Origin of the sequence: Pseudomonas fluorescens, assembly GCF_902497895.1 — a bacterium.
Lineage (GTDB): Bacteria > Pseudomonadota > Gammaproteobacteria > Pseudomonadales > Pseudomonadaceae > Aquipseudomonas > Aquipseudomonas fluorescens_BP.
In genome coordinates this window covers 1-25935 of record NZ_CABVHQ010000076.1, presented here as the reverse complement: position 1 = coordinate 25935, position 25935 = coordinate 1, and the positions used below count along the sequence as shown (strand labels likewise).

The window sequence follows — 25935 nt, the reverse complement described above, 5'->3', positions numbered from 1 at the left end:
TAAGCCACCACCTCTCCATCGGCCAGGCACTGCACGCTGGATTGATCCAGGCCGTCGGCGGTGCCGCTGTCGAAATGCACGCCGCCGTGCCACAGGCCATTGATCCCCAGCGGATAATAGCCCGCCGTCGCCTTGGCCAAGTGGGTCAACTGCCGCAGCGGGTTGCGCGGGTCCTTGAACGGATGGCTCCAGTTTTTCAGCGGTTGCAGGGCGTCGGTGCCTGGTTCCGGGGGCAACGATGAGCGGGCCGGGCCGGTGTCGGGCGTCGGCAGGATCGGGGCATCGCGCACATCAAACCGAGAGTTCCGGTCAGTGTATTGCCGTCCAAAAAGCCAAGTGAACAAGGTGGTCATACGGTGTTCGCTCCTTGCAAAGGGATCAGCCTGAGAAATCCGAACAACGATGAATCATCTTCAGCGACCTCTCCACCCCCTGAAGCCTCATCAGGAACGTCCCTATAACCTTTGCCGAATATGCCTACAGTGATGGCTAGTTGAAGGGATGCCTCACTATTTTCACGAAATAGCAGAAGCCCGGGGCACCTCTGAACGGTAGCCTCGTGCAGAGGTCATCTAATTCCGGACGCAAGGCTGCGCGTGCAACATGTTCGACAGACCGGGTACTTAAGGCGGCAAAAGAGCAAATACCTTGAAAGGGCTGGCTGCAAGAGCGAAACCTTAAGTGGCCGATGCCGCAGGATATGTACACCGACCAAAAGCCAAGATCAAAAGATCGCAGCCTACGGCAGCTCCTACAGTGGGATTTGGGTACATCCGCGAGAGGCAGGCCGGTAACGGAGTATCTACAGGTGATCGAGCACCCTGGTACAGAGCAGCCGGTCGACGCCCGATTGCTCGCGATAGTGGCTTCAATGCCCCCACACGCCCCCTTGGGACGCGGCACTGAGACAAAGAGCTCATGACGCAGCCGCAGCTGCCTTCGCATCACCATGACCAACTGAGCGGGCACCTACCCTGCGCCACCTGAAAAACCACCACAAAAAAAAACGCCCCAGTCCGTGAGGACTGGGGCGCTTTTCATGTTTGGTGCACTCGACAGGATTCGAACCTGTGACCGCTCGGTTCGTAGCCGAGTACTCTATCCAGCTGAGCTACGAGTGCATTTTGTGTTTGTTGGACCAGACCACCGCTGGTTGAAGCAAGTTGCTCACATCACTGCAAACAACCCTTAAATGGTGCACTCGACAGGATTCGAACCTGTGACCGCTCGGTTCGTAGCCGAGTACTCTATCCAGCTGAGCTACGAGTGCATTTGTTGCCGCGCATTATAGTCCGTTGAATCTTTTTGTAAAGCGCTTTTTTCTAGTAATTTCAACAACTTACCGAAGAAGCCAGATTAAAACGTACTAAGTAAATAATGGCGGAGAAGGGGGGATTCGAACCCCCGACACCCTTTTGAGGTGTACTCCCTTAGCAGGGGAGCGCCTTCGGCCACTCGGCCACCTCTCCGCAACACGGGGCGTATGTTAACCAACCTTTTCCCCGTTTGCAAACATAAAAAGCGATAAAAATTAATGGCTTGGTTCTTCATCCTTCTCTTTCTTGATCCGCAGGTAGATTTCCTCGCGGTGAACCGCCACTTCCTTGGGTGCGTTGACACCAATACGCACCTGATTTCCTTTGACGCCGAGCACCGTCACAGTGATTTCGCCATCACCAATAATCAGGCTTTCTGCGCATCGACGAGTCAGAATCAGCATACCTTTCTCCTCACGCATTTCATTTCAGGGACCACAGTCTGCAAAAAAAAGGCACTCGACCCACAACCGGAGCGGTCGCAGCCCTACATGCCTAAGTATTGACTAGCACGAGCAAAAGAACAGGTTTCAGCCGCGCCGATCAAAAAAACAAAAGGCGCGGATAACCGCGCCTCTCGGGACAAGCATCACTCGCCCTGTCGGACCGGTGCATCCAGGTCGAAAGCCGTGTGCAGAGCGCGCACAGCCAGTTCCAGGTACTTCTCTTCGATGACCACCGATACCTTGATTTCCGATGTCGAGATCATCTGGATGTTGATGGTCTCTTTGGCCAGCGCTTCGAACATGCGGCTGGCAACGCCCGCATGGGAGCGCATGCCAACACCAACGATCGAGACCTTGGCGATCTTGGTATCGCCAACGACTTCGCGGGCACCGATCTCGCGAGCGGTGTTTTCCAGGACAGACTGAGCCGCCAGGTAGTCGTTGCGGTGCACGGTGAAGGTGAAGTCGGTGGTGTTATCGTGCGCAACGTTCTGCACGATCATGTCGACTTCGATGTTCGCGCCACTGATCGGGCCGAGAATCTTGAAGGCCACGCCGGGAGTGTCTGGCACACCACGGATGGTCAGCTTGGCTTCATCGCGATTGAAAGCGATGCCGGAAATGATCGGCTGTTCCATGGATTCCTCTTCATCAATAGTAATGAGGGTGCCCGGACCCTCCTTGAAGCTGTGCAATACGCGCAGCGGAACGTTGTACTTGCCGGCGAACTCGACCGCACGGATCTGCAACACCTTGGAACCGAGGCTGGCCATTTCCAGCATCTCTTCAAAGGTGATCTTGTCCAGGCGCTGAGCCACCGACACGACGCGCGGATCGGTGGTGTAGACGCCGTCCACATCGGTATAGATCTGGCACTCGTCAGCCTTCAGGGCGGCGGCCAGCGCCACGCCGGTGGTATCGGAGCCACCACGACCGAGGGTGGTGATGTTGCCGTGCTCGTCGACGCCCTGGAAACCGGCGACCACAACCACGCGACCGGCTTTCAGGTCTGCACGAATCTTCTGGTCATCAATCTGCAATATGCGCGCTTTATTGTGCGCGCTATCGGTCAGAATCCGCACCTGGTTACCGGTGTAGGACACCGCCGGCACACCACGCTTGATCAGCGCCATGGCCAACAGGGCAATAGTCACCTGCTCGCCCGTGGAGACAATCACATCCAGTTCACGGGGAACCGGTTGGCCGTCGCCACTGATTTTTTTGGCCAGATCGATCAGACGGTTGGTCTCGCCGCTCATTGCAGACAACACAACCACCAGGTCATCGCCGGCTTCGCGGAATTTCTTAATCTTGTCGGCGACCTGCTCGATTCTCTCGACAGTGCCGACCGAGGTGCCTCCAAATTTCTGTACGATCAAAGCCATTTCAAAGCCGCCTCTGCCCATGAAGGGCGCCCAATAATCACTCAAACAGCTGCGAAGCCCGTCACTAGACGACGGGCTCGGCATGCAGCCTTATAAACCCTGCTCTACAAACGGAACGGCCAGGGCCAGTGCGCCATCCAGGGCGCCAGCGTCAACACCACCGCCTTGCGCCATGTCTGGACGACCACCGCCCTTCCCGCCCACTGCCGCAGCGGCTTGTTTCATCAAATCACCGGCTTTGAGTTGGCCAGTCAGGTCTTTGGTCACGCCTGCAACCAGAACGACCTTTTCCTCATGGACACTGCCGAGCAGGATCACTGCGCGGCCGAGTTTGTTCTTCAACTGATCGACCAAGGCCAACAGCGCCTTGCCGTCCTGACCGTCCAGACGCACGGCCAGCACTTTCACCCCTTTGACATCCAGCGCCTGGGACGACAGATCGTCACCGGCGGCACTGGCGGCCTTGGCCTGCAACTGCTCGAGTTGCTTTTCCAGCGCACGGTTGCGCTCAAGCACAGCCAGGAGTTTGTCGATCACGTTGTCGCGACTGCCCTTGACCAGGCTCGCCGCTTCCTTGAGTTGTTCTTCAGCGCCGTTCAGATACGCCAGCGCCGCAGCGCCGGTCAGCGCTTCGATACGCCGAACGCCGGACGCCACACCGCCTTCGCTGATGATTTTCAGCAGGCCGATGTCGCCGGTGCGATTGGCGTGGATACCGCCGCACAGCTCGACGGAGAAATCACCGCCCATGCTCAGCACTCGCACGTTGTCGCCGTACTTCTCGCCAAACAGCGCCATGGCGCCTTTTTTCTTGGCGGTTTCGATATCGGTTTCTTCGGTTTCGACCGCGGTGTTGCTACGCACTTCGCGGTTGACGATGTCTTCCAGGGCCTTCAACTGCTCGGGCTTGATCGCCTCGAAGTGGCTGAAGTCGAAGCGCAGGCGCTGACTGTCGACCAGCGAGCCTTTCTGTTGCACGTGCTCGCCCAGGACCTGGCGCAGCGCGGCGTGCAGCAAGTGGGTCGCGGAGTGGTTCAGCGAAGTGGCATGCCGCACGTCGGCGTCGACCTGAGCCTCCACCTGCGCACCGATGATCAGGCTGCCCGAAGCCAGCACACCGTGGTGCAGGAACGCGCCGCCGGTCTTGGTGGTGTCGCGTACATCGAAGCGTGCAACCCCGGCCTGCAAATAGCCGCAATCGCCGATCTGACCACCCGATTCAGCGTAGAACGGCGTTTGATCGAGAACCACAACGCCCTCTTCGCCTTCACTCAGCACGTCGACCGATTGCCCGTCTTTATACAGCCCAATCACTTTGGCCGAACCACTGGTGGCTTTGTAGCCGGTGAACTCGGTGGCCACATCAACCTTCACCAGGCTGTTGTAGTCCATCCCGAACGAGCTGGCCGACCGCGCGCGGACACGCTGGGCTTCCATCTCGAGCTCGAAACCTTCTTCGTCGATGGTCAGGTTGCGCTCACGGGCGATGTCGCCGGTCAGGTCCATCGGGAAGCCGTAGGTGTCGTACAACTTGAACACCACGTCGCCCGGGATTACGTCGCCCTTGAGCTCGGCCAGATCCTGCTCGAGGATTTTCAGGCCCTGCTCCAGGGTCTTGGCAAACTGCTCTTCTTCAGCCTTCAGCACGCGCTCGATGTGCGCCTGGCCTTGGGTCAGTTCAGGGAAGGCATCCCCCATCTCGGCGACCAGTGCCGCAACGATCTGATAGAAGAAGCTGCCCTTGGCGCCCAGCTTGTTGCCGTGGCGGCAGGCGCGACGGATGATCCGGCGCAGCACGTAGCCACGACCTTCGTTGGACGGCAGCACGCCGTCGGCGATCAGGAAACCGCAGGAGCGAATGTGGTCGGCGACCACTTTCAGCGAAGCCTGGTTGTCATTGGTGCAACCGACGGCCTTGGCCGAAGCGCTCAGCAGGCTCTGGAACAGGTCGATTTCATAGTTCGAGTGCACGTGCTGCAGCACGGCACTGATCCGCTCCAGGCCCATGCCAGTATCCACCGACGGTGCCGGCAGCGGATGCAGCACGCCATCGGCGGTGCGGTTGAACTGCATGAACACGTTGTTCCAGATTTCGATGTAACGGTCGCCGTCTTCTTCCGGCGAGCCCGGAGGGCCGCCCCAGATGTCGGCGCCGTGATCGTAGAAAATCTCGGTGCACGGACCGCACGGGCCGGTATCGCCCATGGTCCAGAAGTTGTCGGAAGCGTACGGCGCGCCCTTGTTGTCGCCGATCCGGACCATACGCTCGGCCGGCACCCCGATTTCCTTGGTCCAGATGTCATAGGCTTCGTCATCGCTGGCGTAGACCGTGACCCAGAGTTTTTCCTTGGGCAGGCCCAGGACCGAGGTCAGGAAGGTCCAGGCGTAGGTGATCGCATCACGCTTGAAGTAATCGCCGAAGCTGAAGTTACCCAGCATCTCGAAGAAAGTGTGGTGACGAGCGGTATAACCGACGTTTTCCAGGTCGTTGTGCTTGCCGCCGGCGCGGACGCACTTCTGGCTGCTGACGGCGCGGGTATAGGCGCGTTTTTCCTGGCCCAGAAAGCAGTCCTTGAACTGGTTCATCCCCGCGTTAGTGAACAGCAGGGTTGGGTCGTTGCCAGGAATCAAAGAGCTGGAAGCTACACGGGTGTGGCCTTGCTCTTCGAAGAAGCGAAGGAAGGCTTCACGGATTTCTGCGCTTTTCATTAGGTTCTTCCACGGAGACTGGGCCAAAGGCCGGTGCAAAACGTCAATAGACGGAGCGACGGCAAAGGGCCGCATTATATCGGCCCTGCGCTTTGGGTACAGCGTGTTTATACGATAGAAAGGGTCAATTAGACCGAACGTAGCCCCTGTGGCCGGTTCTGTTAGTCAACTTCGGCGAATTTGCTCTAACGAACTAGCCGTACGGCTACCATTATCATTTTCCGGAAAACTCGGCAAATGTGCCGACGACCTGCCCGATCTGCGCGCGACTGACGTCCAGGTGGGTGACCATGCGCAAGCGCGAGGCGGCACTGAGTTTGATCCCGCGCTCGGCGGCAAAGGCCTTGATCGCTTCGGCCCGCTCGTCCATCTGCACGTAGACCATGTTGGTCTGCACCGGCTCGACCGCATAACCCGCCGCGCGCAGGCCTTCGGCCAGCAGCTGGGCGTTGGCATGATCATCGGCCAGGCGCTGCACCTGGTGATCCAGCGCATACAACCCCGCCGCCGCGAGGATCCCGGCCTGGCGCATGCCGCCACCGACCATCTTGCGCAGGCGCCGCGCCTTGCCGATCAACTCGGGCGTGCCGCATAGCACCGAACCAATCGGCGCGCCAAGGCCTTTGGACAGGCAGACCGACACCGAATCGAAATGCCGGGTGATCTCCCGCGCATCGACGCCGAGCTTGACCGCGGCGTTGTACAACCGCGCGCCATCCAGATGCAGGGAGAGGCCATGCTCCTGGGTAAAACGGCGGGCCTGGGCCAGGTACTCCAGCGCCAGGACTTTGCCTTGCATGGTGTTTTCCAGGGCCAGCAAGCGCGTGCGGGCGAAATGGAAGTCGTCCGGCTTGATCGCCGCAGCCACCTGGGCCAGGTCCAGCGAGCCATCGGCCTGGACCTCCAGTGGCTGTGGCTGGATCGATCCGAGCACCGCGGCACCGCCACCTTCGTATTTATAGGTATGCGCCTGCTGACCAACGATATATTCGTCGCCGCGCTCACAGTGAGCCATCAATGCCAGCAGATTGCTCATGGTGCCACTGGGCACAAACAGCGCCTGAGCAAAACCCAGGCGCTGGGCCAGCTCGGCTTCAAGGCGGTTCACCGTCGGATCTTCACCGTACACGTCATCTCCGGTGGCGGCAGTTGCCATGGCCTCGAGCATCCCGGCAGTCGGTTGGGTCACTGTGTCGCTACGAAGATCGATAACACTCATGGAACAGGCCTCGGCAATGGGACGCGAACGTCGCCGCTAACTAACGGGAAAATCCCTTTCGAATTGAATTACTGCGGTCATCCCACGGGATAATCAAGGTTTTGGCCAAGAAAAGCCTGTTCAAGCCAACGGAAAATTCGATTCATATCATCAAAAAGCAACGATGCGCCGCTCAGAAATATGTGTTAAAAATTCACCGCCGCCAGAAATGCTGGTGGCAACGTTCTCAGGGCGGGGTGCAACTCCCCACCGGCGGTAATTGCGCGCAATGCGCATAGCCCGCGAGCGCTTGGTGACACGGACGGCTTCGGCAGTCTGCGTCGGCAAGGTCAGCAGACCCGGTGGGATCCCGGGGCCGACGGTCATAGTCCGGATGAAGAGAGAACGGGATTGGCGCCAAAGGGCCGTCTCACGGCATTCGTGCAGGTCATCGCACGATCGACCGGAACGTACCCTTAAATCCCATTCGATTCATAAGCCCTGTTTTTCACACAAACAGGAATCAGAACACATGCAACCCACCGCAATCGATAGCAAAAGCAAAAACCATCAGGGCGAGCGCGTCGCGTTTATCCAGGCCTGCTGGCACAAGGAAATCGTCGACCAGAGCCGAAAAGGCTTCGTTGCCGAAATGCTCGTCCAGGGTTATCAGGAAAGTGACATCGATTTCTTTGAAGTCGGCGGCGCCTTTGAAATCCCGCTGCACGCCAAGCTGCTGGCCAGGTCCGGTCGTTACGCCGGCATCGTCGCTGCCGGGCTGGTGGTGGACGGCGGGATCTACCGCCACGAATTCGTCGCCCAGTCAGTGATCAGCGGTCTGATGCAGGTTCAGCTGGAAACCGAAGTACCGGTGTTCTCGGTAGTACTGACCCCCCACCACTTCCATGCCGGCGAAGAACATCAGAAGTTCTTCTTCGAGCATTTTGTGCATAAAGGTCAGGAAGCGGCAAAGACCTGTGCCGACACTCTGCACAAGACTCGCGCATTGCGCCGCAGCGAACCGCGGGCGGTAGCGGTATAAGGCTCAGCCTGGCTCCTACAGAATGACGCAATACCTGTGGGAGCGGGCTTGTTGTGGCGAGGGGGCTTGCCCCCGTTGGGGTGCGAAGCGCCCCTGAAGCCAGTCACCGCAAATTAGCATTAGAAATGCAGTGACCGGTTTTGCGATTGCTTCGCAATCGAACGGGGCGATGCGGCGTTCCGACAAGCCCCCTCGCCACAAAAACCCGCTCCCACATTAGATTTGTGTTGGGTTTGCGATCCGGGTCAGACCAGGTCTTTGGCGGTGGTCGGTACTATCAGAATCCCGGCCCGCAAGCCGTTCTTCACCTTTGGATTGGGGAAGATGATTCGCGCGTCGTCTTCTTCGACGATCCAGCGAGTCTGGGCGATGTCTTCCGCCAGCAAGTAACCCTTTTCCAGCTCCGAGAAGTTCTCGATATCCGCCGGCAGGTGCAGGTGGAAAGTATCGCTGTGCTTGATGATTTCCCGTGCCACGCTGAACAGCTGCAAGCCGTCCAGTCCGTCTTCGGCGAACGAGGGTTCATTGCCTTCGATGATTTGCTTGAGGCGGGTTTCCAGGCGATCGACGTTGACCCCTTCGTTCTGCCCGAATGGCCGGGCCTTGCCCAGTTCCAGGGTAAAGGACTCGGCGCCGAGCTTGTCGTAGGTGTAGGAACTGAAAACGATCGAAGGCTTGTTCTGCAACAGCACCGCATCCATACCGGCGGCGCGCAGGCGCATCAGCTCCTGGCGTGAATGCTGGCGGCCTTCCTTCCACGGGTACAGGGCGAACTGCTCGATCTTCGAGCCGCGAATGGCGGTGTGCAGGTCGTAGTGCAAGCGACTGCGATCCGGCAGGCTGAAGAAGCTCGCCGCCAGACGCTCAAGCGCGCAAGCGCGCAAGGCCTCGGAACCGCTGGTCAGTTCGTGACGGCCGTTGAACAGCCGATTGACGTCCTGCTCGATATAACGATCGCCGCGGCGCATGGCCTCGGGGTTACCGAACAGGAACAGAATGCGTGCACATGGCTTCAAATTACCACGGGCAATGTCATGCAACAGACGGTCGAGCAACTCGATCGGGGCGGTCTCGTTACCGTGAATACCGGCCGACAACAGCAGATCCATGCCGTTATCGCGAGCCTCAGGTGGCCGGACTTCCAGCGCACCTTCGCTCAACCAGCGCATCCGCACGCCTTCGACAGTCAGTTGAGTCTTCTCCGCCGGTTCGCGGCCGGCGAGGGTCAGTTCAAGCAGTTTGCCGAGGGCGAGCATAGAGCAATTTCCTTAATGGTCGTGTGCGCAATCCGGGCCATGCACGTGGTCTTCGTCACCGACTTCGGCCGGCTCCATTTCCAGTTGCAGACTTACAAGGTTAGTCGCCAATGGGCGCAACAGCAGGTTGGCGTATTCAGCATCGCCTTCTTCGACGTCTACGCCGATCAGCAACTGGCCGCGGCCGTCGTGCTGGATCCACAATTCCTTGCCTTGCCACATCACCGCAACGCGGGTGCAGGTCGTTTCCAGTTGAGTGCCGTCGGTGTCTTCAAGGATCAGCTGCAGGGTATTGCTCATTAGTACGTTCTCATCTGGAAATAAAGCGGCGCGCCCGGCTCTGATGGAACCGGACGCGGGCTTTCAATTGATCTGGAATGGATAAACCGCGCCCAGTTTAAGGATTTGCGTCAGTTCATCCAGTGCCGTCCGGCACTCAAGCAACAACTGCGGGTCCGCCAGATCGCTTTCGCTCAAGACGTCGCGGTAGTGCTTGTCGACCCATTGGGTCAGTGTGTCGTACAACGGCGCGGTCATGATAACCCCTGGGTTGACCGCCGCCAGCTCGGTTTCATTCAGCGCGACACGAAGCCGCAGGCACGCCGGACCGCCGCCGTTCTGCATGCTCTGCTTGAGGTCGAAGACTTTCACTTCACGAATCAGCCCGCCGGAGCTGGTCAGGCCTTGCAGGTACTGCCAGACGCGGTCGTTGTTCTGGCACTCTTGCGGCACGATCAGCAGCATCGAACCGTCGGCGCGCGATAGCAGCTGGCTGTTAAACAGGTAGGAACGCACCGCGTCCTCGACCGTCACCTGGACGCGCGGTACGCAGATCGCCTTGAAATTGCCGCCACGCTTGGCCAGCTTGGTCTGCAGTTCAGCCAGCATTGAGTCGGTGTCGAGGAACGCGTCCTCGTGATAGAACAGCGCCTCGCCATTGCCCACCGAAATCACGTCGTTATGGAACACGCCCTGATCGATCACCGATGGGTTCTGTTGGGCAAAAACCACACCCTCTTCGCTCAAACCGTGCAGGCGGACGACCGCTTGCGAGGCTTCGAGTGTCTGGCGCGCCGGGTACTTTTGCGGAGCCGGGTAGCGGGTATCGAACGCACTGCGACCGTACACGAAGAACTCGACGCCAGGTTCGCCGTATTCACGGCACAAGCGTGTGTGGTTGGCCGCGCCTTCATCACCGAACTGCGCCACCGCCGGCAACGCGCCATGGTGGGCGAAGTGTTTCTGGTCAGCGAACATCGCCCCCAGCACGCGACTGGTGGTCGGGTGTTCGATGCTGCGGTGGTATTTGCAGTTGAGGTTGGCGGCGGTGAAATGCACACGACCGTCAGCGGTGTCGGCGCTCGGGCTGACGGTGGCGGCGTTGGCCACCCACATGCTCGAGGCCGAGCAGCTGGCGACCAGCAACGGCATGGCCTGTTTGGCCGCCTGCTCGATCACTTGCGCGTCAGTGCCGCTGAAACCCAGCTTGCGCAGGCCTGCCACATCCGGACGCTCCTGGGGCGCGAGCACGCCTTGCTGAAAGCCCATTTCCATCAGCGCTTTCATTTTCGCCAGGCCTTGCAGCGCCGCTTCCTTTGGATTGGAGGACTGCTGGCTGTTGCTCTGGGACGCGACGTTGCCGTAGGACAGACCGCCGTAGTTATGGGTCGGCCCCACTAGACCGTCAAAATTGACTTCATAGGATTTCATCGGTGAGGCTCCACAGAAAATCTGTTGTTATAGGCATCAATAGCTAAAGGTCAGACCACACTCCCGTAGCAGCTGCCGAAGGCTGCGTTCGGCCGCGAAGCGGTCGTAATTCAGGCTCCCGAGATACTGACCCAGAATCTCGGCGTTACCGTTTTACGACCGCTTCGCGGCCGAACGCAGCCTGCGGCAGCTGCTACGCGCGAAGCGTCTTACGACATGCGCACGCCTGGGGTCAGCGCCGTCGGCAAGGTCAGGCTCGGCGTTTCCAGCGAAGCCACCGGATACGCGCAGTAATCCGCCGCGTAATAGGCACTGGCGCGATGGTTGCCCGAAGCGCCCACGCCACCGAACGGTGCGCTGCTCGCGGCCCCGGTCAGCTGCTTGTTCCAGTTGACGATACCGGCGCGGCTTTCCAGCCAGAACTGCTGATAACGATCCTCGGAATCCGACAGCAAACCGGCCGCCAGACCATATTGAGTGTCGTTGGCTTCAGCGATCGCGGCTTCGAAATCAGCGTAGCGAATCACCTGCAGCAACGGGCCGAACAGCTCCTCATCCGGGCGATCCTGCACGGCAGTGACGTCAAGAATTCCCGGCGTCAGCAACGCGGCCTGGGCGACCGGCTGAGTCATTTCCAGCAGCGCCACCGCGCCGTTACCCAGCAGGTGCTCCTGGGCTTCCATCAGCGCACGGGCGGCGCCGAGGGAAATCACCGAACCCATGAACGGCGCCGGTTGCTGATCGAACGCGCCGACTTCAATCGTCGAGCTGACCTCCACCAGACGCGCCAGCAGCGCATCGCCCCAGGCGCCTTGCGGTACCAGCAGACGCCGAGCGCAGGTGCAGCGCTGACCGGCGGAAATGAACGCCGACTGAATAATGGTGTAGACCGCGGCATCGAGGTCAGCGACCTGATCGACCACCAGCGGGTTGTTGCCACCCATTTCCAGCGCCAGGATCTTGTCCGGACGCCCGGAGAATTGTTGGTGCAAATGGTTGCCGGTGCGGCTGGAACCGGTAAAGAACAAGCCATCGATACCCGGATTGGCCGCCAGAGCGATCCCGGTTTCACGAGCGCCTTGCAGCAGGTTCAGCACGCCGGCCGGCAAGCCGGCTTCGATCCAGCACTTGACCGTCAGCTCGGCGACTTTCGGGGTCAGCTCGCTCGGTTTGAACAGCACGCTGTTACCGGCCAGCAACGCCGGAACGATATGCCCGTTCGGCAAGTGACCCGGGAAGTTGTACGGGCCAAACACCGCGACCACACCGTGGGGTTTGTGGCGCAAGACTGCGGTGGCGTCGCCCAACGGGCCGCTCTTCTCGCCAGTACGCTCGCGGTAGCTCTGCACCGAGATGGCGATCTTGTTGATCATGCTGGTGACTTCGGTGGCTGACTCCCACAGTGGTTTGCCGGTTTCTTCACCAATGCAGCGGGCCAGTTCGTCGGCGTGGTTTTTCAGGCTGGCGGCAAAGGCCTCCAGTACGCTGATGCGATCTTCCAGCGAGCGCTTGCCCCAGGCCGGAAAAGCCTGACGGGCCGCCTGCACGGCTGACTCGACTTGCGCGACGTTAGCGCCATTGCCGGACCACAGCACTTGCTGGGTCACCGGGTTCAACGATTCGAAGATTTCGCCCTGCCCCTCCAGCCATTCACCCGCGATGTATAGCGTGCTCATTGTTTCGACTCCCGAGAAACTGGCTGGGCCGACAACGGCACAGCACGTACCTGATCGCCCGCCGTCAGTTGAAGACGTTTGGCTGTGAGTTGATCGACCACCAGGGTGCCCGCGGCGTAGCGTGCTGGAGCGGCCGTGATCCGGCAGTCTTCGCGCTTGCGGTTGTGAATCAGGAATGGCGTCGCATCGTCACCCGGGGTGCCGATGGCCAACACCAGCGCCTGACTGTCGCGCACTGCACGGATCTTGGCGGTTTCGCATTCCACCGCCGGGCCGGCGTCGAAAATGTCGACGTAGCCCTGGTAGCTGAAGCCTTCGCTCTTGAGCATGGCCAATGCCGGCTCCGTGTCGGTATGGACCTTGCCGATCACGTTGCGTGCATCTTCAGAGAGGAAGCAGGTGTACAGCGGGAATTTCGGCATCAGTTCGGCGATGAAAGCCTTGTTACCGACGCCGGTCAGGTAATCGGCCTGGCTGAACTCCATCTTGAAGAAGTGCCGGCCCAGGCTTTCCCAGAACGGCGAACGCCCGGCCTGGTCGGACATGCCGCGCATTTCGGCGATGATCTTGTTGCCGAACAATTGCGGGAATTCCGCGATGAACACCAACCGCGCCTTGGCCAGCATGCGGCCGTTGAGGCCAGTGCGGTAATCGGCATGCAGGAACAATGAGCACAGCTCGGAGTTGCCAGTCAGGTCGTTGGCCAGGAACAGCGTCGGGATCTCGCGGTAGATCTTCAGTTCCTGGGAGGCGCTGACGGTCAGACCGACCCGGAAGTTGTACCAGGGTTCACGCAGGCCAACCGCACCGGCAATCGCCGAAATGCCCACCACCCGGCCATCGTCGTCTTCAAGCACGAACAAGTAGTCCGCGTCACCGCGTTCGGCTTCGCCGCGAAAAGTCTTTTCCGCCCAGCCGACCCGATGCGCCAGGCGCTCTTCGTTGGCCGGCAAGGTAGTCAGGCCGGTGCCGGTGCTGCGGGCCAGGTCGATCAGAGCGGGTAAATCGCTGCTGCGTACGGGACGAACGATCATGCTATCTCCTCAGACAGGTGGCTTGCGCCCCCCGTGAAACTCGCTGCTTTCCAGGATTCTTTCCAGGCACTCTTTATAGGCATGGCAGCAGGCGTTAAACCGCTACCAGGCGCACGCTGGCACCTTCGCCGACGCCCAGGGCCTCGGCCGCTTCAAGATCCAGCGTCACCGGTTTGCCCGGCGCGTAATCCAGTTCGAGCAATACCGCGCGGTAATCCTGCAATTGGGCGTTGGCCACCAGGTACTGACGACCGGCGCCTTTCACCGGCTCGCCGATCTTCACCGGCACCACACGGCTCTGGGCGATCGAACGGATCCCCGAAACGCGGGCATGCAGGGTCGGGCCACCATCGAAGATGTCGATGTAGTGGTCGGTCTCGAAGCCTTCGCGCATCAGGATGTCGAAGGTAATCTGCGCCCGCGGATGCACTTGGCCCATCGCCTCTTGGGCGGAATCGGGCAGCAGCGGCACGTAGATCGGGTAATGCGGCATCAGTTCGGCAAGGAAGGTCCGGCTTTTCAACCCGCACAGACGCTCGGCGGCGGCATAGTTCAGGTCGAAGAAGTTGCGGCCGATGGCGTCCCAGAACGGCGAATCGCCATTCTCGTCGCTGTAACCGACGATCTCGGTCACCACCGAATCGGCAAAGCGTTCCGGATGGCTGGCAACAAACAACAGGCGACCACGGGAGTTGAGTTCCGACCACGGCGAACCCACCAGGTCCGGGACCACGTAGAAGCTGGTCAGCAGGCTGTTGCCCGTCAGGTCATGGCATTGGGAGAGTACGTGGATCTTGTTATGAATCTTCAGCTCACGGGAAGCGTGAACGAAGGTTTCATTACGGAAGCTGTAGAACGGCTCGGAATAACCGGCCGAGGCAACGATCGCCGAGCAGCCGACCAGTTTCCCGGTGCTGGCGTCTTCGAGCACGAAAAAGTAGCTTTCTTCGCCATTGAAGCTGACTTCGGCGGCAAACGAGGCTTCGGACGCAGCGATCTTGTCGCTCAGGCGTTCGACATCATCCGGCAAGGAAGTGACACCAATCGGGCTGTCCGCAGCCAGACGCTGTACCTCGCCCAGATCAGCCATTTGCGCGGGGCGCATCACCAGCATGGTGTCACTCCTTACTGAAAAACAGGTCGGTAAAAGTGCCGACTCGTGGAAAAAAATGCCGGGCAGGCCCGGCACAGGAATTTGGCTCAAGGTCTATTACAAGAATAGGCGTTGAGGGGTAGCACAACCTGTATCAGACCCTGTAGGGGCGAGCTTGCTCGCGATGGAGATATAGCAGTCGACATCAATGCTGGATGTCAGACCGCTATCGCGAGCAGGCTCGCTCCCACAGGGGTGGCGGTATCAGGCTTGAGTCAGTTTCGCCGCGGCGCGTTCGAAACGCTCCAGGCCCTGCTCGATATCGGCGTCTTCCACCACCAGGCTTGGCGCGAAACGAATCACGTCAGGGCCGGCCTGCAGGATCATCAGGCCTTCGCGTTCAGCGGCATTGAAGATGTCCTTGGCCTTGCCTTTCCAGGCATCGCTGAGGACGCAGCCGAGTAACAGGCCCAGACCGCGAACTTCAGTGAACAGGCCGTATTTGGCACCGATCTGCTCCAGGCGGGTCTTGAACTTGTCGTGCTTGGCTTTGACGCCATTCAACACTTCCGGCGTGTTGACTACGTCGAGCACCGCGCCAGCCACGGCGCAGGCCAATGGGTTGCCGCCGTAAGTGGTGCCGTGAGTACCGACGACCAGGTGTTTGGCCAGCGCTTCGGTGGTCAGCATCGCCGCGATCGGGAAACCGCCGCCCAGGCTCTTGGCGCTGGTCAGGATGTCCGGGATCACGCCGTAATTCATGTAGGCGAACAGCTCGCCGCTGCGACCCATGCCGGTTTGCACTTCGTCGAACACCAGCAGCGCGTTGTGCTCATTGCACAGCTCGCGAGCGCCTTGCAGGTAAGCCAGTTCGGCCGGCATTACACCGCCCTCGCCCTGGACCGGCTCCAGCACCACGGCGCAGGTCTTGTCGGAGATGGCGGCTTTCAGCGCGGCCAGATCGTTGAACGGCACGTGAGTGATGCCAACGATCTTCGGGCCGAAGCCGTCGGAGTACTTCGACTGACCACCGACGTTCACGGTGAACAGCGTACGGCCGTGGAAGCTGTTCAGCGCGGCGATGATTTCGTACTTTTCAGGACCGAAACGATCGTGAGCCACACGACGGGCCAGCTTGAAGGCGGCTTCGTTGGCTTCAGCGCCGGAGTTGCAGAGGAAGACGCGCTCGGCAAAGGTGGCGTCGATCAGCTTATGGGCCAGGCGCAAGGCCGGCTCATTGGTGAATACGTTGGAGACGTGCCACAGCTTGTTCGCTTGTTCGGTCAAGGCACCGACCAGCGCCGGGTGCGCATGGCCCAATACGTTAACCGCGATCCCGCCGCCGAAATCGATCAGCTCACGACCCGACTGATCCCAGACTCGGGAGCCGGCGCCGCGCACCGGAATGAAAGCAGCAGGCGCATAGTTGGGAACCATTACCTGGTCGAAATCGGCGCGTTGCACCGGAGCTTGCTCAACGGACATCGGAGTCTCCTGAAGAGGAACGCTTGCCTGAAACTGGCAAGCGATGGGGGGATTGTAGGGACAGTTTTGAGCTTGGCCTTGCCGCCAAGCGACAACTTCTTATAGCGCCAAACCGGCTTTTACCCGGGTTTATGGCAATGCGACAAATAGCGTCGCAAAGGCGCAGTTTAAACTGCCGGCGGGGATTTGCGGCTGGGTTGGGGGAATTTGATTTTGCTGTGAACTGGAACGCACGCCGCCGTAGCAGCTGGCGAAGCCTGCGTTCGGCTGCGCAGCAGTCGTAAAAGGGCGTAACGCGATTTCCCTGTAAGAATTGAGTCGCCTGAATTACGACTGCTTCGCAGCCGAACGCAGGCTTCGGCAGCTGCTACGGGGGAATACCTAACCCCAAAAAAATCAGCCGCGCTCTGAAGGCGCCGACGACAATTCGAACGGGCTGCTGCTGCGGCGCTGGTTGCGATCTTCACGCGGGGTGGCGCCGAAGAAGTTGCGGTAGGCGCTGGAGAAGTGCGGCCCCGAGGAGAAGCCGCAGGACAAACCGATCTGGATGATCGACTTGCTGGTCTGCATCAACATCTGCCGGGCCTTGTTCAGGCGCAGCTCCAGGTAATACTGGCTCGGCACGCGGTTGAGGTACTGCTTGAAGATCCGCTCCAGCTGGCGGCGAGACACGCAGACATGCTGGGCGATTTCATCGGTGGTCAGCGGCTCTTCGATGTTCGCTTCCATCAGCAACACTGCCTGCGTGAGCTTTGGATGGCTCGAACCCAAACGATTCTGCAAGGGGATGCGCTGGCGCTCGCCACCTTCGCGAATCCGCTCCACCACCAACTCTTCAGACACCGCGCCCGCCAGTTCGGCGCCGTGGTCACGGGCCAACACTGCCAGCAGCAAATCAAGCACCGACATGCCACCGCAAGCGGTCAGGCGGTCACGGTCCCAGTCGAACAGATGACTGGTGGCGATGACCTTCGGGTAACGCTCGGCGAAATCATCCTGCCAACGCCAGTGCACCGCAGCGCGGTAGCCGTCGAGCAGGCCCAGTTGCGCCAGAGGATAAACACCGGCAGACAAACCACCGATCACACACCCGGCTCGCACTTGCTGCTTGAGCGCACTGCTCAGCGCTGACGCCAGGCTCGTGGGCGGCTCGTCCGCCAGCAGAAACAGCTTCTGAAAACCTTCGAGCTTTCCGGCCCAGGGCTCACCCGGCAACTGCCAGGCGCCTTCGGCGGGTGGTTCGGCCTGCAGAAACGAGAGTTCGTAGACAACATCCGGATGCACGCGCTGAGCAACACGCAAGGCCTCCTCAGCCAGCGCCAGCGTCAAGGCTTTAGTGCTGGGCCAAATCAGGAAACCTATTCGATGGGCAGTCATGGCGAGCAATCCGAAAACAAAACAGTGTTAGAAGCCGGAAGCGGCAGCAACCAAATCAGACCAGCGGCGCGCGCTGCGCAGCATGACCTAATTTGGTGCGTAACGGGAGCGATTACTTGAGGCTGCCCGAGAGGAATTGTTGCAGACGTTCGGATTGCGGATTGACCAGCACTTCACGCGGGTTGCCGCTTTCTTCCACGACACCCTTGTGCAGGAACACCAACTGGTTCGAGACTTCGCGGGCGAAGCCCATTTCGTGAGTCACCACCACCATGGTCCGGCCTTCCTGAGCCAGGGCTTGCATCACCTTGAGCACATCGCCGACCAGTTCCGGATCGAGGGCCGAAGTCGGCTCGTCGAACAGCATCACCTCAGGCTCCATCGCCAGCGCCCGGGCAATCGCCACGCGCTGCTGCTCGCCGCCGGACATATGGCCCGGATAGGCGTCCTTGCGATGGGACACGCCGACCTTGGCCAGGTACAGCTCGGCCTTCTCGCGGGCTTCGGCCTTGGACATGCCAAGCACGTGCACCGGCGCTTCCATGATGTTTTCCATCGCAGTCATGTGCGACCACAGATTGAAATGCTGGAACACCATCGACAGTCGCGAACGCATGCGCTGCAGCTGTTTCGGGTCGGCGGCCTTTAGCGCGCCCTCCTTGTTCGGCACCAGCTTCAACTCTTCGTTGTTGAGCAGAATCTTGCCCGCGTGGGGCTGCTCGAGCAGGTTGATACAGCGCAGGAAAGTACTTTTTCCGGAGCCACTGGAGCCGATGATGCTGATCACATCGCCAGCCGCCGCTTTCAGGGACACACCCTTGAGCACTTCGTGACTGCCATAGCGTTTATGCAGGTCTTGGACTTCAAGTTTGTACATGCGGTCGGTTCTCACAAAAACAGTCAGTCAGTCGTTGAGCAAGCGCCCGTGACGCAGCGCTTCGCGCCCCGCCACCTTGGCCAGCCAGAAACCGGGTTGGGCATAACGTAGCCGTTCAATGGCAAACAGCACCCCGGACGTACCAGCACACACCGTGCTGACCCGATCGGATAACGGATCGATCACTTCAAAAATCTCGTCGCCGGCTTCAACCCACTCACCGGGTTGACGCAAAAAGCTCAGCACGCCCGGGTGCGGCGCGAACAGCAACTCGGTGCCTTCGAACGGCATGCCTTCGCAGGCTTCTTGCTGCGGGGCCGGCCACTCGCCAGTGATCAAGCCTTGCTCGGCAAGGAACGCCAGAATGCCTTCGGCATGGGCCTCGGCCTGTGGGCGACCGGTATCGGCCTGCCCCCCCAATTCAATGGTCGTCGCCAGGCAGGCCAACGGGATCTTCGCGTCCGGGAACAGTCGCGACAAACGCAGCCATGGCAGCGAACACGCCTCGTCAAAGGAACTGCCACCGGAATCTTCCGCCAACAGCCCGACCCGCACATTCAGATGCGCCGCCAGCGAACGCCACTGCGGCCAGTGTTGCGGCAAGGCATACATGTGCAATGCAGCCTCAGTGTCACAGTGCAGATCGAGCACCACATCCGCGGTACAGGCATGGCTCAGCAGCACTCGCTGCATGCCTTGCAACTGGCTTGCGGCCGGCGGCAATGCGGCCAGCGCATCGGTCATGGCCAGGCGGATCAGCTCGATATTGGCGTGGGGATCATCGCCCAGACTGCCTTCCAGCTGCGCCGCTACCGGCTCGCTCAACTCGAAGAAGTCGCGATTGAAATTCTTGCCACTGGCAAACTCGAAACGCCCTTGATGGCTGCCCTGCATCAGTTGACTGAGGCCCATGGGGTTGGCCACCGGCACCAGTTCGATCACGCCATTCAAGGCGCCCTGGGCTTCCAGTTCGGTCAGGCGCTTTTTCAGCTCCCAGGCCGTGCGCATCCCCGGCAGTTCATCGGCGTGCAGGCTGGCCTGGATATAGGCCTTGCGCTCGCCGCTGCCAAAGCGGAACACCGATACGTGGCGCTCGCTGCCTAGGTGGTTCCACGGCAGTGGATGATCGATACGTTCCATGGTCAGGCCTTGCGTGGGGCCATATAGCCCAGCCAGCGGTGCTCGGCCATTTTGAACAGGCGCACCAGGATGAACGTCAGGCACAGGTAGAACACCCCTGCGGTGATATAGGCTTCGAACGGCAAGTAGAACTGAGCGTTCACCGTGCGCGCGGCCCCGGTGATGTCGATCAGGGTCACGATGGAGGCCAGACTGGTGGTCTGCAGCATCATGATCACTTCGTTGCTGTACTGCGGCAGCGCCCGGCGCAGGGCCGACGGCAGGAGGATCCGGCGATACAGTTTGTAGCGCGACATGCCCATGGCCTTGGCCGCTTCGATCTCGCCATTGGGCGTGGCGCGCAGGCTACCGGCGATGATTTCCGCGGTGTAGGCGCTGGTGTTGATGGCAAACGCCATGCAAGCGCAGAACGTCGCGCTCGACAGCCACGGCCAGAGGAAGCTTTCACGCACCGCTTCGAATTGCGCCAGCCCGTAGTAGATCAGAAACAGCTGCACCAGCATCGGCGTGCCGCGGATCACGTAGGTGAAGAGCCAGGCGCTCATGTTGATGACCGGCTGCTTGGAGACGCGCATCAGCCCCAGCGGCAAGGCCGCCAGCAGGCCGAAAAACAGCGACAGCGCGAGCAGTTTCAAGGTGGTCAGCAAGCCGCCGAAGTACAGCGGCAGAGCCTCCCAAATGACGTTGTAGTCGAAGATCATAGATCAGCCGCCCTTACGCCTACCGAGTAGCGCTTCTCAAGGTGACGCAGTGCCAGCAACGAGACACTGGTGATCACCAGGTACATCGCCGCCACTGCGAGGAAGAAGGTGAAAGGCTCGCGGGTGGCGTCTGCCGCCTGCTTGGCCTTGAACATCATGTCTTGCAGACCGACCACCGAAATCAGCGCGGTGGCCTTGGTCAATACCAGCCAGTTATTGGTGAAGCCCGGAATCGCCAGGCGAATCATCTGGGGCACCAATACCCGGAAAAACACCTGAAAACTGCTCATGCCGTAGGCCATGCCGGCTTCTGCCTGACCCTTCGGGATCGCCATGAAGGCCCCACGGAAGGTTTCCGACAGGTACGCACCGAAGATGAAACCCAGGGTACCGATACCGGCCGCCAACGGATTCAAATCGATGTAATCGTCAAAACCGAACATCGGCGCAACGCGGTTGAGCAGGTCCTGGCCGCCGTAGAAAATCAGCAGGATCAGCACCAGGTCGGGGATCCCGCGGATCACCGTGGAATACAGATCGCCCAGCCAGGCCAGCCAGCGTATCGGCGACAGGCGCAACGCGACCCCGATCAGACCCAGAACAATGGCCAAGGCCATGGACGACAAGGCGAGCTGAAGCGTCAGCCATGCGCCATCGAGGATGACAGCCCCGTAGCCTTTCAACATGATTCAGGTCCTCGAAAGTTGGGATGAAAAAATGGCGCAAACCTCAGAGATCCTGTTGCTTGCGCCATTTCGGACTTACTGCTGCGACGAATTACTTGCCGTAAATGTCGAAAGCGAAGTACTTGTCCTGGATTTGCTTGTACTTGCCGTTATCACGAATGGCCGTGATCGCAGTGTTGATCTTGTCTTTCAGCGCGTCGCCTTTGCGCACCGCGATACCCACGCCGTCGCCGAAGTATTTGACGTCGGTGAAGGCCGGGCCAACGAATGCATAACCTTTGCCAGCGTCGGTTTTCAGGAAACCGTCATCCAACAGGGTAGCGTCTGCCACGGTGCCGTCGAGGCGACCGGCCGCTACATCCAGGTAAATTTCGTTCTGCGAACCGTACGGCTTGATTTCAGCCCCCAGCGGAGTCAGGACTTCGCGAGCGAAACGCTCGTGGATCGAGCCGCGCTGCACGCCGATGTTCTTGCCTTTGAGTTCGGCCAGGCTATCGCTGACCTGAGTACCGGCCTTCATCACCAGACGCGCCGGGGTGTTGTAATACTTGTTGGTGAAGTCCACGGACTTCTTGCGGTCTTCAGTGATCGACATGGACGACAGGATCGCGTCGATCTTGCGCACTTTGAGTGCCGGGATCAGACCGTCGAACTCTTGCTCGACCCAGACGCACTTGACCTTCATCTCTTCGCACAGGGCGTTGCCGATGTCGTAGTCGAAACCCACGATGCTGCCGTCCGGCGCTTTCGAGGCGAACGGAGGGTAGGCCGCCTCGATCCCGATTTTCAGGGGTTTTTCATCAGCGAAGGTTGGCAAGGACAGCACGGACAGGGCCAGGGCGCCTAGAAGCACGAGTTTCTTCATTTTAGGACTCCATCGGTAAAGGGCTAAAACGGCAGAGTGAGCGATAGCCCAATATGCGAATGAGTGGAACCTGATAGCGGTGCTGCGGCGCAGGAACCTTGGGTTGAATTCAACACAAGCAACGACGAGCAAGTGATCGGCATTCTAACGACAGGCCCGAAGTCGATATTTCTTCAATGCGACAACAATTTACACAAGCACTGAAAAAGCCGACCGAGCTCATTGACAGCCCTGCAAGTTTATGCAGAAGCAAAAGACGAATAACCGATCTATGTTGCAAATAACGAGCCTATTATTCGCAAACCCTTCTATTGCGGCAAGTGTAGCGTTTTATCTTATTTTTCATCGGGGATGAGGTGGCGCTTAAAGGAGGCCTGGCGTTTCGCATTGCCCCGAAAACATTCGTTCGGTTACACATTCGGTTACTTGAAAGGGACTGGGTAACAGTAGGAAGCTTCCTATGCCAAACCGATAATTATTGGTTCGGGAGCCTTCATCGCCGTCTGACAAACCGCTATCGCGAGCAAGCTCGCTCCCACATGGACGGCGGCGAGCACAAATCCTGTGGGAGCGAGCTTGCTCGCGATAGCAATAGCCCAGCCACCCCAACCCTCAAGCCAATCAAAAACCCCAACCCACAAAAAAAGCCCCACCCGGCTCAACACCGGATGGGGCTCGATGACGCTGAACTCGCTTTACGCGACGTTCATGACCTTGTGAGTTTCGATCAAATGTTGCACTACACCCGGATCCGCCAAGGTGGAGATATCACCCAGGCCGTCATACTCGCCGGTGGCAATCTTGCGCAGGATACGGCGCATGATTTTCCCCGAACGGGTTTTCGGCAGGCCCGGCGCCCACTGGATAACATCCGGCGAGGCAATCGGACCGATCTCTTTGCGTACCCAGTTCTTCAGCTCCAGGCGCAGCGCTTCGCTCGGCTCTTCGCCACCGTTGAGGGTGACGTAGACATAAATGCCCTGCCCTTTGATGTCGTGCGGTACGCCAACCACTGCCGCTTCGGCGACTTTCGGGTGAGCGACCATCGCGCTTTCGATCTCGGCGGTACCCATTCGGTGACCGGAAACGTTCAACACGTCATCCACACGCCCGGTGATCCAGTAGTAACCATCCTCATCGCGACGAGCGCCGTCACCGGTGAAGTACATGCCACGGAACGTCTTGAAGTAGGTGTCGACGAACCGGTCATGGTCGCCATACAGGGTGCGCGCCTGGCCTGGCCACGAATCGAGAATTACCAGGTTGCCCTCGGCAGCGCCTTCGATGATGTTGCCCAGGTTGTCCACCAACGCCGGCACTACGCCGAAGAATGGGCGTGCAGCCGAACCTGGCTTGAGTGCGTGAGCACCCGGCAGCGGGCTCATCAGGGTGGCGCCAGTCTCGGTCTGCCACCAGGTATCGACGATCGGGCAACGCGACTGACCGACGTTCTTGTAGTACCAGTCCCAGGCTTCCGGATTGATCGGCTCGCCGACCGAACCCAACAGACGCAAGCTGCTGCCATCAGCACCTTCAACTGCAGCCTTGCCCGAAGCCATCATCGCGCGGATTGCAGTCGGCGCGGTGTAGAGGATATTGACCTTGTGCTTATCGACGACCTTCGCCACCCGAGTGATATCCGGGTAGTTCGGCACGCCTTCGAACAGCAAGGTGGTTGCGCCATTGGCCAGCGGGCCATAGACAATATAGGTGTGGCCAGTGACCCAGCCGACGTCGGCGGTGCACCAGTAGACTTCGCCCGGACGGTAGTCGAACACCCGCTCATGGGTCATTGCCGCGTACAGCAGATAGCCAGCGGTGGTGTGCTGCACGCCCTTCGGCTTGCCGGTCGAACCGGAGGTGTAAAGGATGAACAGCGCTTCTTCAGCACCCATTTCCTTCGGCGCGCAGACAGTGCCCGCCACTTTCATCAAGTCTTCGTACCAGATATCGCGATGCTGGTTCCACTTGATGTCGCCACCGGTGCGCTTGCACACGATGACTTTCTGAATGCTGTGGGTATCCGGGTTGGTCAGCGCATCATCGACGTTCGACTTGAGCGGGATTTTTTTCCCGGCACGCAGGCCTTCGTCAGCGGTGATCACCACTTTGGATTTGCAGTCGATGATCCGACCGGCCAGGGCTTCCGGCGAGAAACCACCGAACACTACCGAGTGAATCGCACCGATCCGGGCGCAGGCCAGCATGGCGACCACGGCTTCGGGAATCATCGGCATATAGATAGTCACCACGTCGCCGCGGTGCACATCCTGGCCGCGCAGGGCGTTAGCGAACTTGCAGACTTCTTCATGCAGCTCGCGGTAGGTGATGTTGCGGCTCTCGGCAGGGTCATCGCCCTCCCAGATAATTGCGATCTGGTCGCCGCGCTCGGCGAGGTGGCGATCCAGACAGTTGTAGGAAACGTTCAGGGTGCCGTCGGCGAACCATTTGATGTCGACATGGTGATCATCGAAGGAAGTCTGCTTCACCGTGGTGAAAGGCTTGATCCAGTCGAGGCGCTTGGCCTGGTCACGCCAGAAACCGTCGGGATTGACCACCGACTGCTGGTACATGGCCTTGTAGGTTGCTTCATCAGTCAGCGTGTTGGCCGCAACCTCGGGACGAACGGGATACAGAGAAGCCGCACTCATCTTTTTTACCTCGGTGACATAGTTGTTTTTGTATGCCCCAGTTTTAGCCGGGGCGGGCCTATAGAACCATTCGACGATGGTAGTAACAAGCCCCTACAAAATGTCGTATTTACCCCGCAAGCCCCGTAGGAGCTGCCGCGGGCTGCGATTTTTTAGCGCTCGCAAAACGCCAAAGATCAAAAAATCGCAGCCTGCGGCAGCTCCTACGGGGCGCTTTTCGGTGGATTGTTACAGAATCCGTCAATAGTCTTTATCAAAAGCACGGCTATATGAATGCCATTGCGCCGCCTAAAATCAACCTCGCCAACAACGGCAACCTGATTAACCCAGTTGGCAGCCCCCACGAAGGCAAGTGACTCCAGATACTTTTTTCAAGTTCCACACGCAACCTCTAAAAGGTTGCGTGACCCCTCACGACCCAAGAAAGGTAAAACTGAAATGAAAGCTTTAGCAGTGCTGGCCCTCAGCAGTCTTTGCGCCACCGCGATGGCTGCAGAGGCCTCGACAGACGTCGCCAGCCAGCAAACACCGGTGATGGAGTACAGCTACTCGACTCACCTGGACATCGCCAAAGTTATATCCATGAGCGCAGTACCGAATGTCTGCGAAGTTGTACCGGCCCGCATGGAATATGAAGACTCCAAAGGCCAACGGCATATTCTGCAATACAGCCTGATGGGTAATGGATGCGCTAACGGCTAAACGCCCGGATTAGACCCAGACTCTCTTCACAACTGCCGGCCACAAGAAATCGCTCTTGCGGTAAAGATGCCAGGTGCACCCCCCGCCCCCGGGACTGTTGCACAGCATCGCCTAATGAAGTGCGACCACGGCACTCGCACTCAACCAATTCTCCAATCATTGCTTTATCGCGCTGCTCAGCGTCCTGGCTGCCGTCAGTAAGAAATGCCAGGCACAATATATCGATTTATCCGATTGTTTCTAGCATATTTATGCGATTTTTAATCGAATTATTCAGAGTAGTATGAGCTTCACCCCCACTGAACAAAACGAACAACCCGGAGACACCCTCATGAAAACCAAACTGATCATCGCCCTGACCCTCTCCTTGCTGGCCGCCAACACCTTCGCCGCCGACGGTTATGACCGCACCATCGCCGCCGATGGCTACGATCGCACCGGTTCCGCTACCCTCGCTGCTGATGGCTTCGACCGCACTGGTTCCTCCACACTGGCTGCTGATGGCTTCGACCGCACCGGTTCCGCCACCCTCGCTGCTGATGGCTTCGACCGCACCGGTTCCGCTACCCTCGCTGCTGATGGCTTC

At 59.4% G+C, this 25935-nt stretch carries 20 protein-coding genes, 3 tRNA genes, 2 pseudogenes and 1 riboswitch; of the genes and pseudogenes, 3 read left to right on the top strand and 22 right to left on the bottom strand.

Annotated features, from left to right (window positions below):
* The 8 genes and pseudogenes from F8N21_RS30600 to ltaE form a co-directional block, all read right to left on the bottom strand.
* A pseudogene (locus tag F8N21_RS30600) lies at positions 1-353 on the bottom strand (hypothetical protein); the annotation flags it as partial.
* Between the two features lie 691 nt (positions 354-1044).
* Positions 1045-1121 (bottom strand) — tRNA-Arg (locus F8N21_RS26275).
* Positions 1122-1193: 72 nt separating this feature from the next.
* Positions 1194-1270, bottom strand: a tRNA-Arg gene (locus F8N21_RS26270).
* A 108-nt stretch (positions 1271-1378) separates the two neighbouring features.
* A tRNA-Ser gene (locus F8N21_RS26265) sits at positions 1379-1469 on the bottom strand.
* Between the two features lie 62 nt (positions 1470-1531).
* On the bottom strand, positions 1532-1720 hold the full coding sequence (gene csrA / locus F8N21_RS26260) for a carbon storage regulator CsrA (RefSeq protein WP_002554426.1): 189 nt from the start codon (positions 1718-1720) through the stop codon (positions 1532-1534).
* 185 nt (positions 1721-1905) lie between these two features.
* Entirely contained in the window at positions 1906-3147 is a 1242-nt protein-coding gene (locus F8N21_RS26255; protein ID WP_150644904.1) for an aspartate kinase, read from the bottom strand.
* A 90-nt stretch (positions 3148-3237) separates the two neighbouring features.
* Positions 3238-5856 carry an alanine--tRNA ligase gene (gene alaS, locus F8N21_RS26250; protein WP_150644903.1) on the bottom strand — a complete coding sequence of 873 codons (2619 nt, stop codon included), beginning with the start codon at positions 5854-5856 and terminating at the stop codon, positions 3238-3240.
* A 214-nt stretch (positions 5857-6070) separates the two neighbouring features.
* On the bottom strand, positions 6071-7075 hold the full coding sequence (ltaE, locus tag F8N21_RS26245; protein ID WP_150644902.1) for a low-specificity L-threonine aldolase: 1005 nt from the start codon (positions 7073-7075) through the stop codon (positions 6071-6073).
* 218 nt (positions 7076-7293) lie between these two features.
* Positions 7294-7465: riboswitch (FMN riboswitch) on the top strand.
* Between the two features lie 121 nt (positions 7466-7586).
* Here ltaE and F8N21_RS26240 point away from each other — a divergent pair.
* Positions 7587-8096, top strand: a complete 510-nt coding sequence (locus F8N21_RS26240; protein ID WP_150644901.1) for a 6,7-dimethyl-8-ribityllumazine synthase — start codon at positions 7587-7589, stop codon at positions 8094-8096.
* 245 nt (positions 8097-8341) lie between these two features.
* Here F8N21_RS26240 and astE read toward each other — a convergent pair whose 3' ends face one another.
* The 14 genes from astE to acs form a co-directional block, all read right to left on the bottom strand.
* Entirely contained in the window at positions 8342-9352 is a 1011-nt protein-coding gene (gene astE / locus F8N21_RS26235) for a succinylglutamate desuccinylase (protein ID WP_150644900.1), read from the bottom strand.
* 12 nt (positions 9353-9364) lie between these two features.
* Entirely contained in the window at positions 9365-9652 is a 288-nt protein-coding gene (locus F8N21_RS26230) for a topoisomerase II (protein ID WP_150644899.1), read from the bottom strand.
* Positions 9653-9715: 63 nt separating this feature from the next.
* Entirely contained in the window at positions 9716-11062 is a 1347-nt protein-coding gene (gene astB / locus F8N21_RS26225) for an N-succinylarginine dihydrolase (RefSeq protein WP_150644898.1), read from the bottom strand.
* A gap of 209 nt (positions 11063-11271) precedes the next feature.
* The gene (gene astD / locus F8N21_RS26220; RefSeq protein ID WP_150644897.1) at positions 11272-12738 is read right to left on the bottom strand and encodes a succinylglutamate-semialdehyde dehydrogenase; all 1467 of its coding nucleotides are present in this window, start codon (positions 12736-12738) and stop codon (positions 11272-11274) included.
* Positions 12735-13772, bottom strand: a complete 1038-nt coding sequence (astA, locus tag F8N21_RS26215; RefSeq protein WP_150644896.1) for an arginine N-succinyltransferase — start codon at positions 13770-13772, stop codon at positions 12735-12737. Before astA ends, astD begins: the two co-directional genes overlap by 4 nt.
* Before the next feature lie 94 nt (positions 13773-13866).
* Positions 13867-14886, bottom strand: coding sequence for an arginine/ornithine succinyltransferase subunit alpha (gene aruF / locus F8N21_RS26210; RefSeq protein WP_150644895.1), 1020 nt, complete (start codon positions 14884-14886; stop codon positions 13867-13869).
* A gap of 243 nt (positions 14887-15129) precedes the next feature.
* The gene (locus tag F8N21_RS26205) at positions 15130-16350 is read right to left on the bottom strand and encodes an aspartate aminotransferase family protein (RefSeq protein WP_150644894.1); all 1221 of its coding nucleotides are present in this window, start codon (positions 16348-16350) and stop codon (positions 15130-15132) included.
* A gap of 396 nt (positions 16351-16746) precedes the next feature.
* Positions 16747-17727, bottom strand: coding sequence for a GlxA family transcriptional regulator (locus F8N21_RS26200; protein WP_150644893.1), 981 nt, complete (start codon positions 17725-17727; stop codon positions 16747-16749).
* 112 nt (positions 17728-17839) lie between these two features.
* Positions 17840-18604: an ABC transporter ATP-binding protein gene (locus F8N21_RS26195; protein ID WP_150644892.1), complete on the bottom strand. Its 765-nt coding sequence runs from the start codon at positions 18602-18604 to the stop codon at positions 17840-17842.
* A 27-nt stretch (positions 18605-18631) separates the two neighbouring features.
* Positions 18632-19744, bottom strand: coding sequence for a M14 family metallopeptidase (locus F8N21_RS26190; RefSeq protein WP_150644891.1), 1113 nt, complete (start codon positions 19742-19744; stop codon positions 18632-18634).
* A gap of 2 nt (positions 19745-19746) precedes the next feature.
* The gene (locus F8N21_RS26185) at positions 19747-20445 is read right to left on the bottom strand and encodes an ABC transporter permease (protein WP_150644890.1); all 699 of its coding nucleotides are present in this window, start codon (positions 20443-20445) and stop codon (positions 19747-19749) included.
* Positions 20442-21131 (bottom strand): ABC transporter permease, encoded by a 690-nt coding sequence (locus tag F8N21_RS26180; protein WP_150644889.1) that lies wholly within the window; start codon positions 21129-21131, stop codon positions 20442-20444. The genes F8N21_RS26185 and F8N21_RS26180 overlap by 4 nt, the downstream gene beginning before the upstream one ends.
* 91 nt (positions 21132-21222) lie before the next feature.
* The gene (locus F8N21_RS26175; RefSeq protein WP_150644888.1) at positions 21223-21996 is read right to left on the bottom strand and encodes an ABC transporter substrate-binding protein; all 774 of its coding nucleotides are present in this window, start codon (positions 21994-21996) and stop codon (positions 21223-21225) included.
* Between the two features lie 695 nt (positions 21997-22691).
* Positions 22692-24647, bottom strand: coding sequence for an acetate--CoA ligase (gene acs / locus F8N21_RS26170; protein WP_150644887.1), 1956 nt, complete (start codon positions 24645-24647; stop codon positions 22692-22694).
* Positions 24648-25085: 438 nt separating this feature from the next.
* On the opposite strand from acs, the gene F8N21_RS26165 reads away from it, so the two are divergent.
* Complete coding sequence (locus tag F8N21_RS26165; protein ID WP_150644886.1) at positions 25086-25349, top strand: DUF2790 domain-containing protein; 264 nt, start codon at positions 25086-25088, stop codon at positions 25347-25349.
* A 331-nt stretch (positions 25350-25680) separates the two neighbouring features.
* Positions 25681-25935, top strand: a pseudogene (locus F8N21_RS26160) (heme utilization protein); the annotation flags it as partial.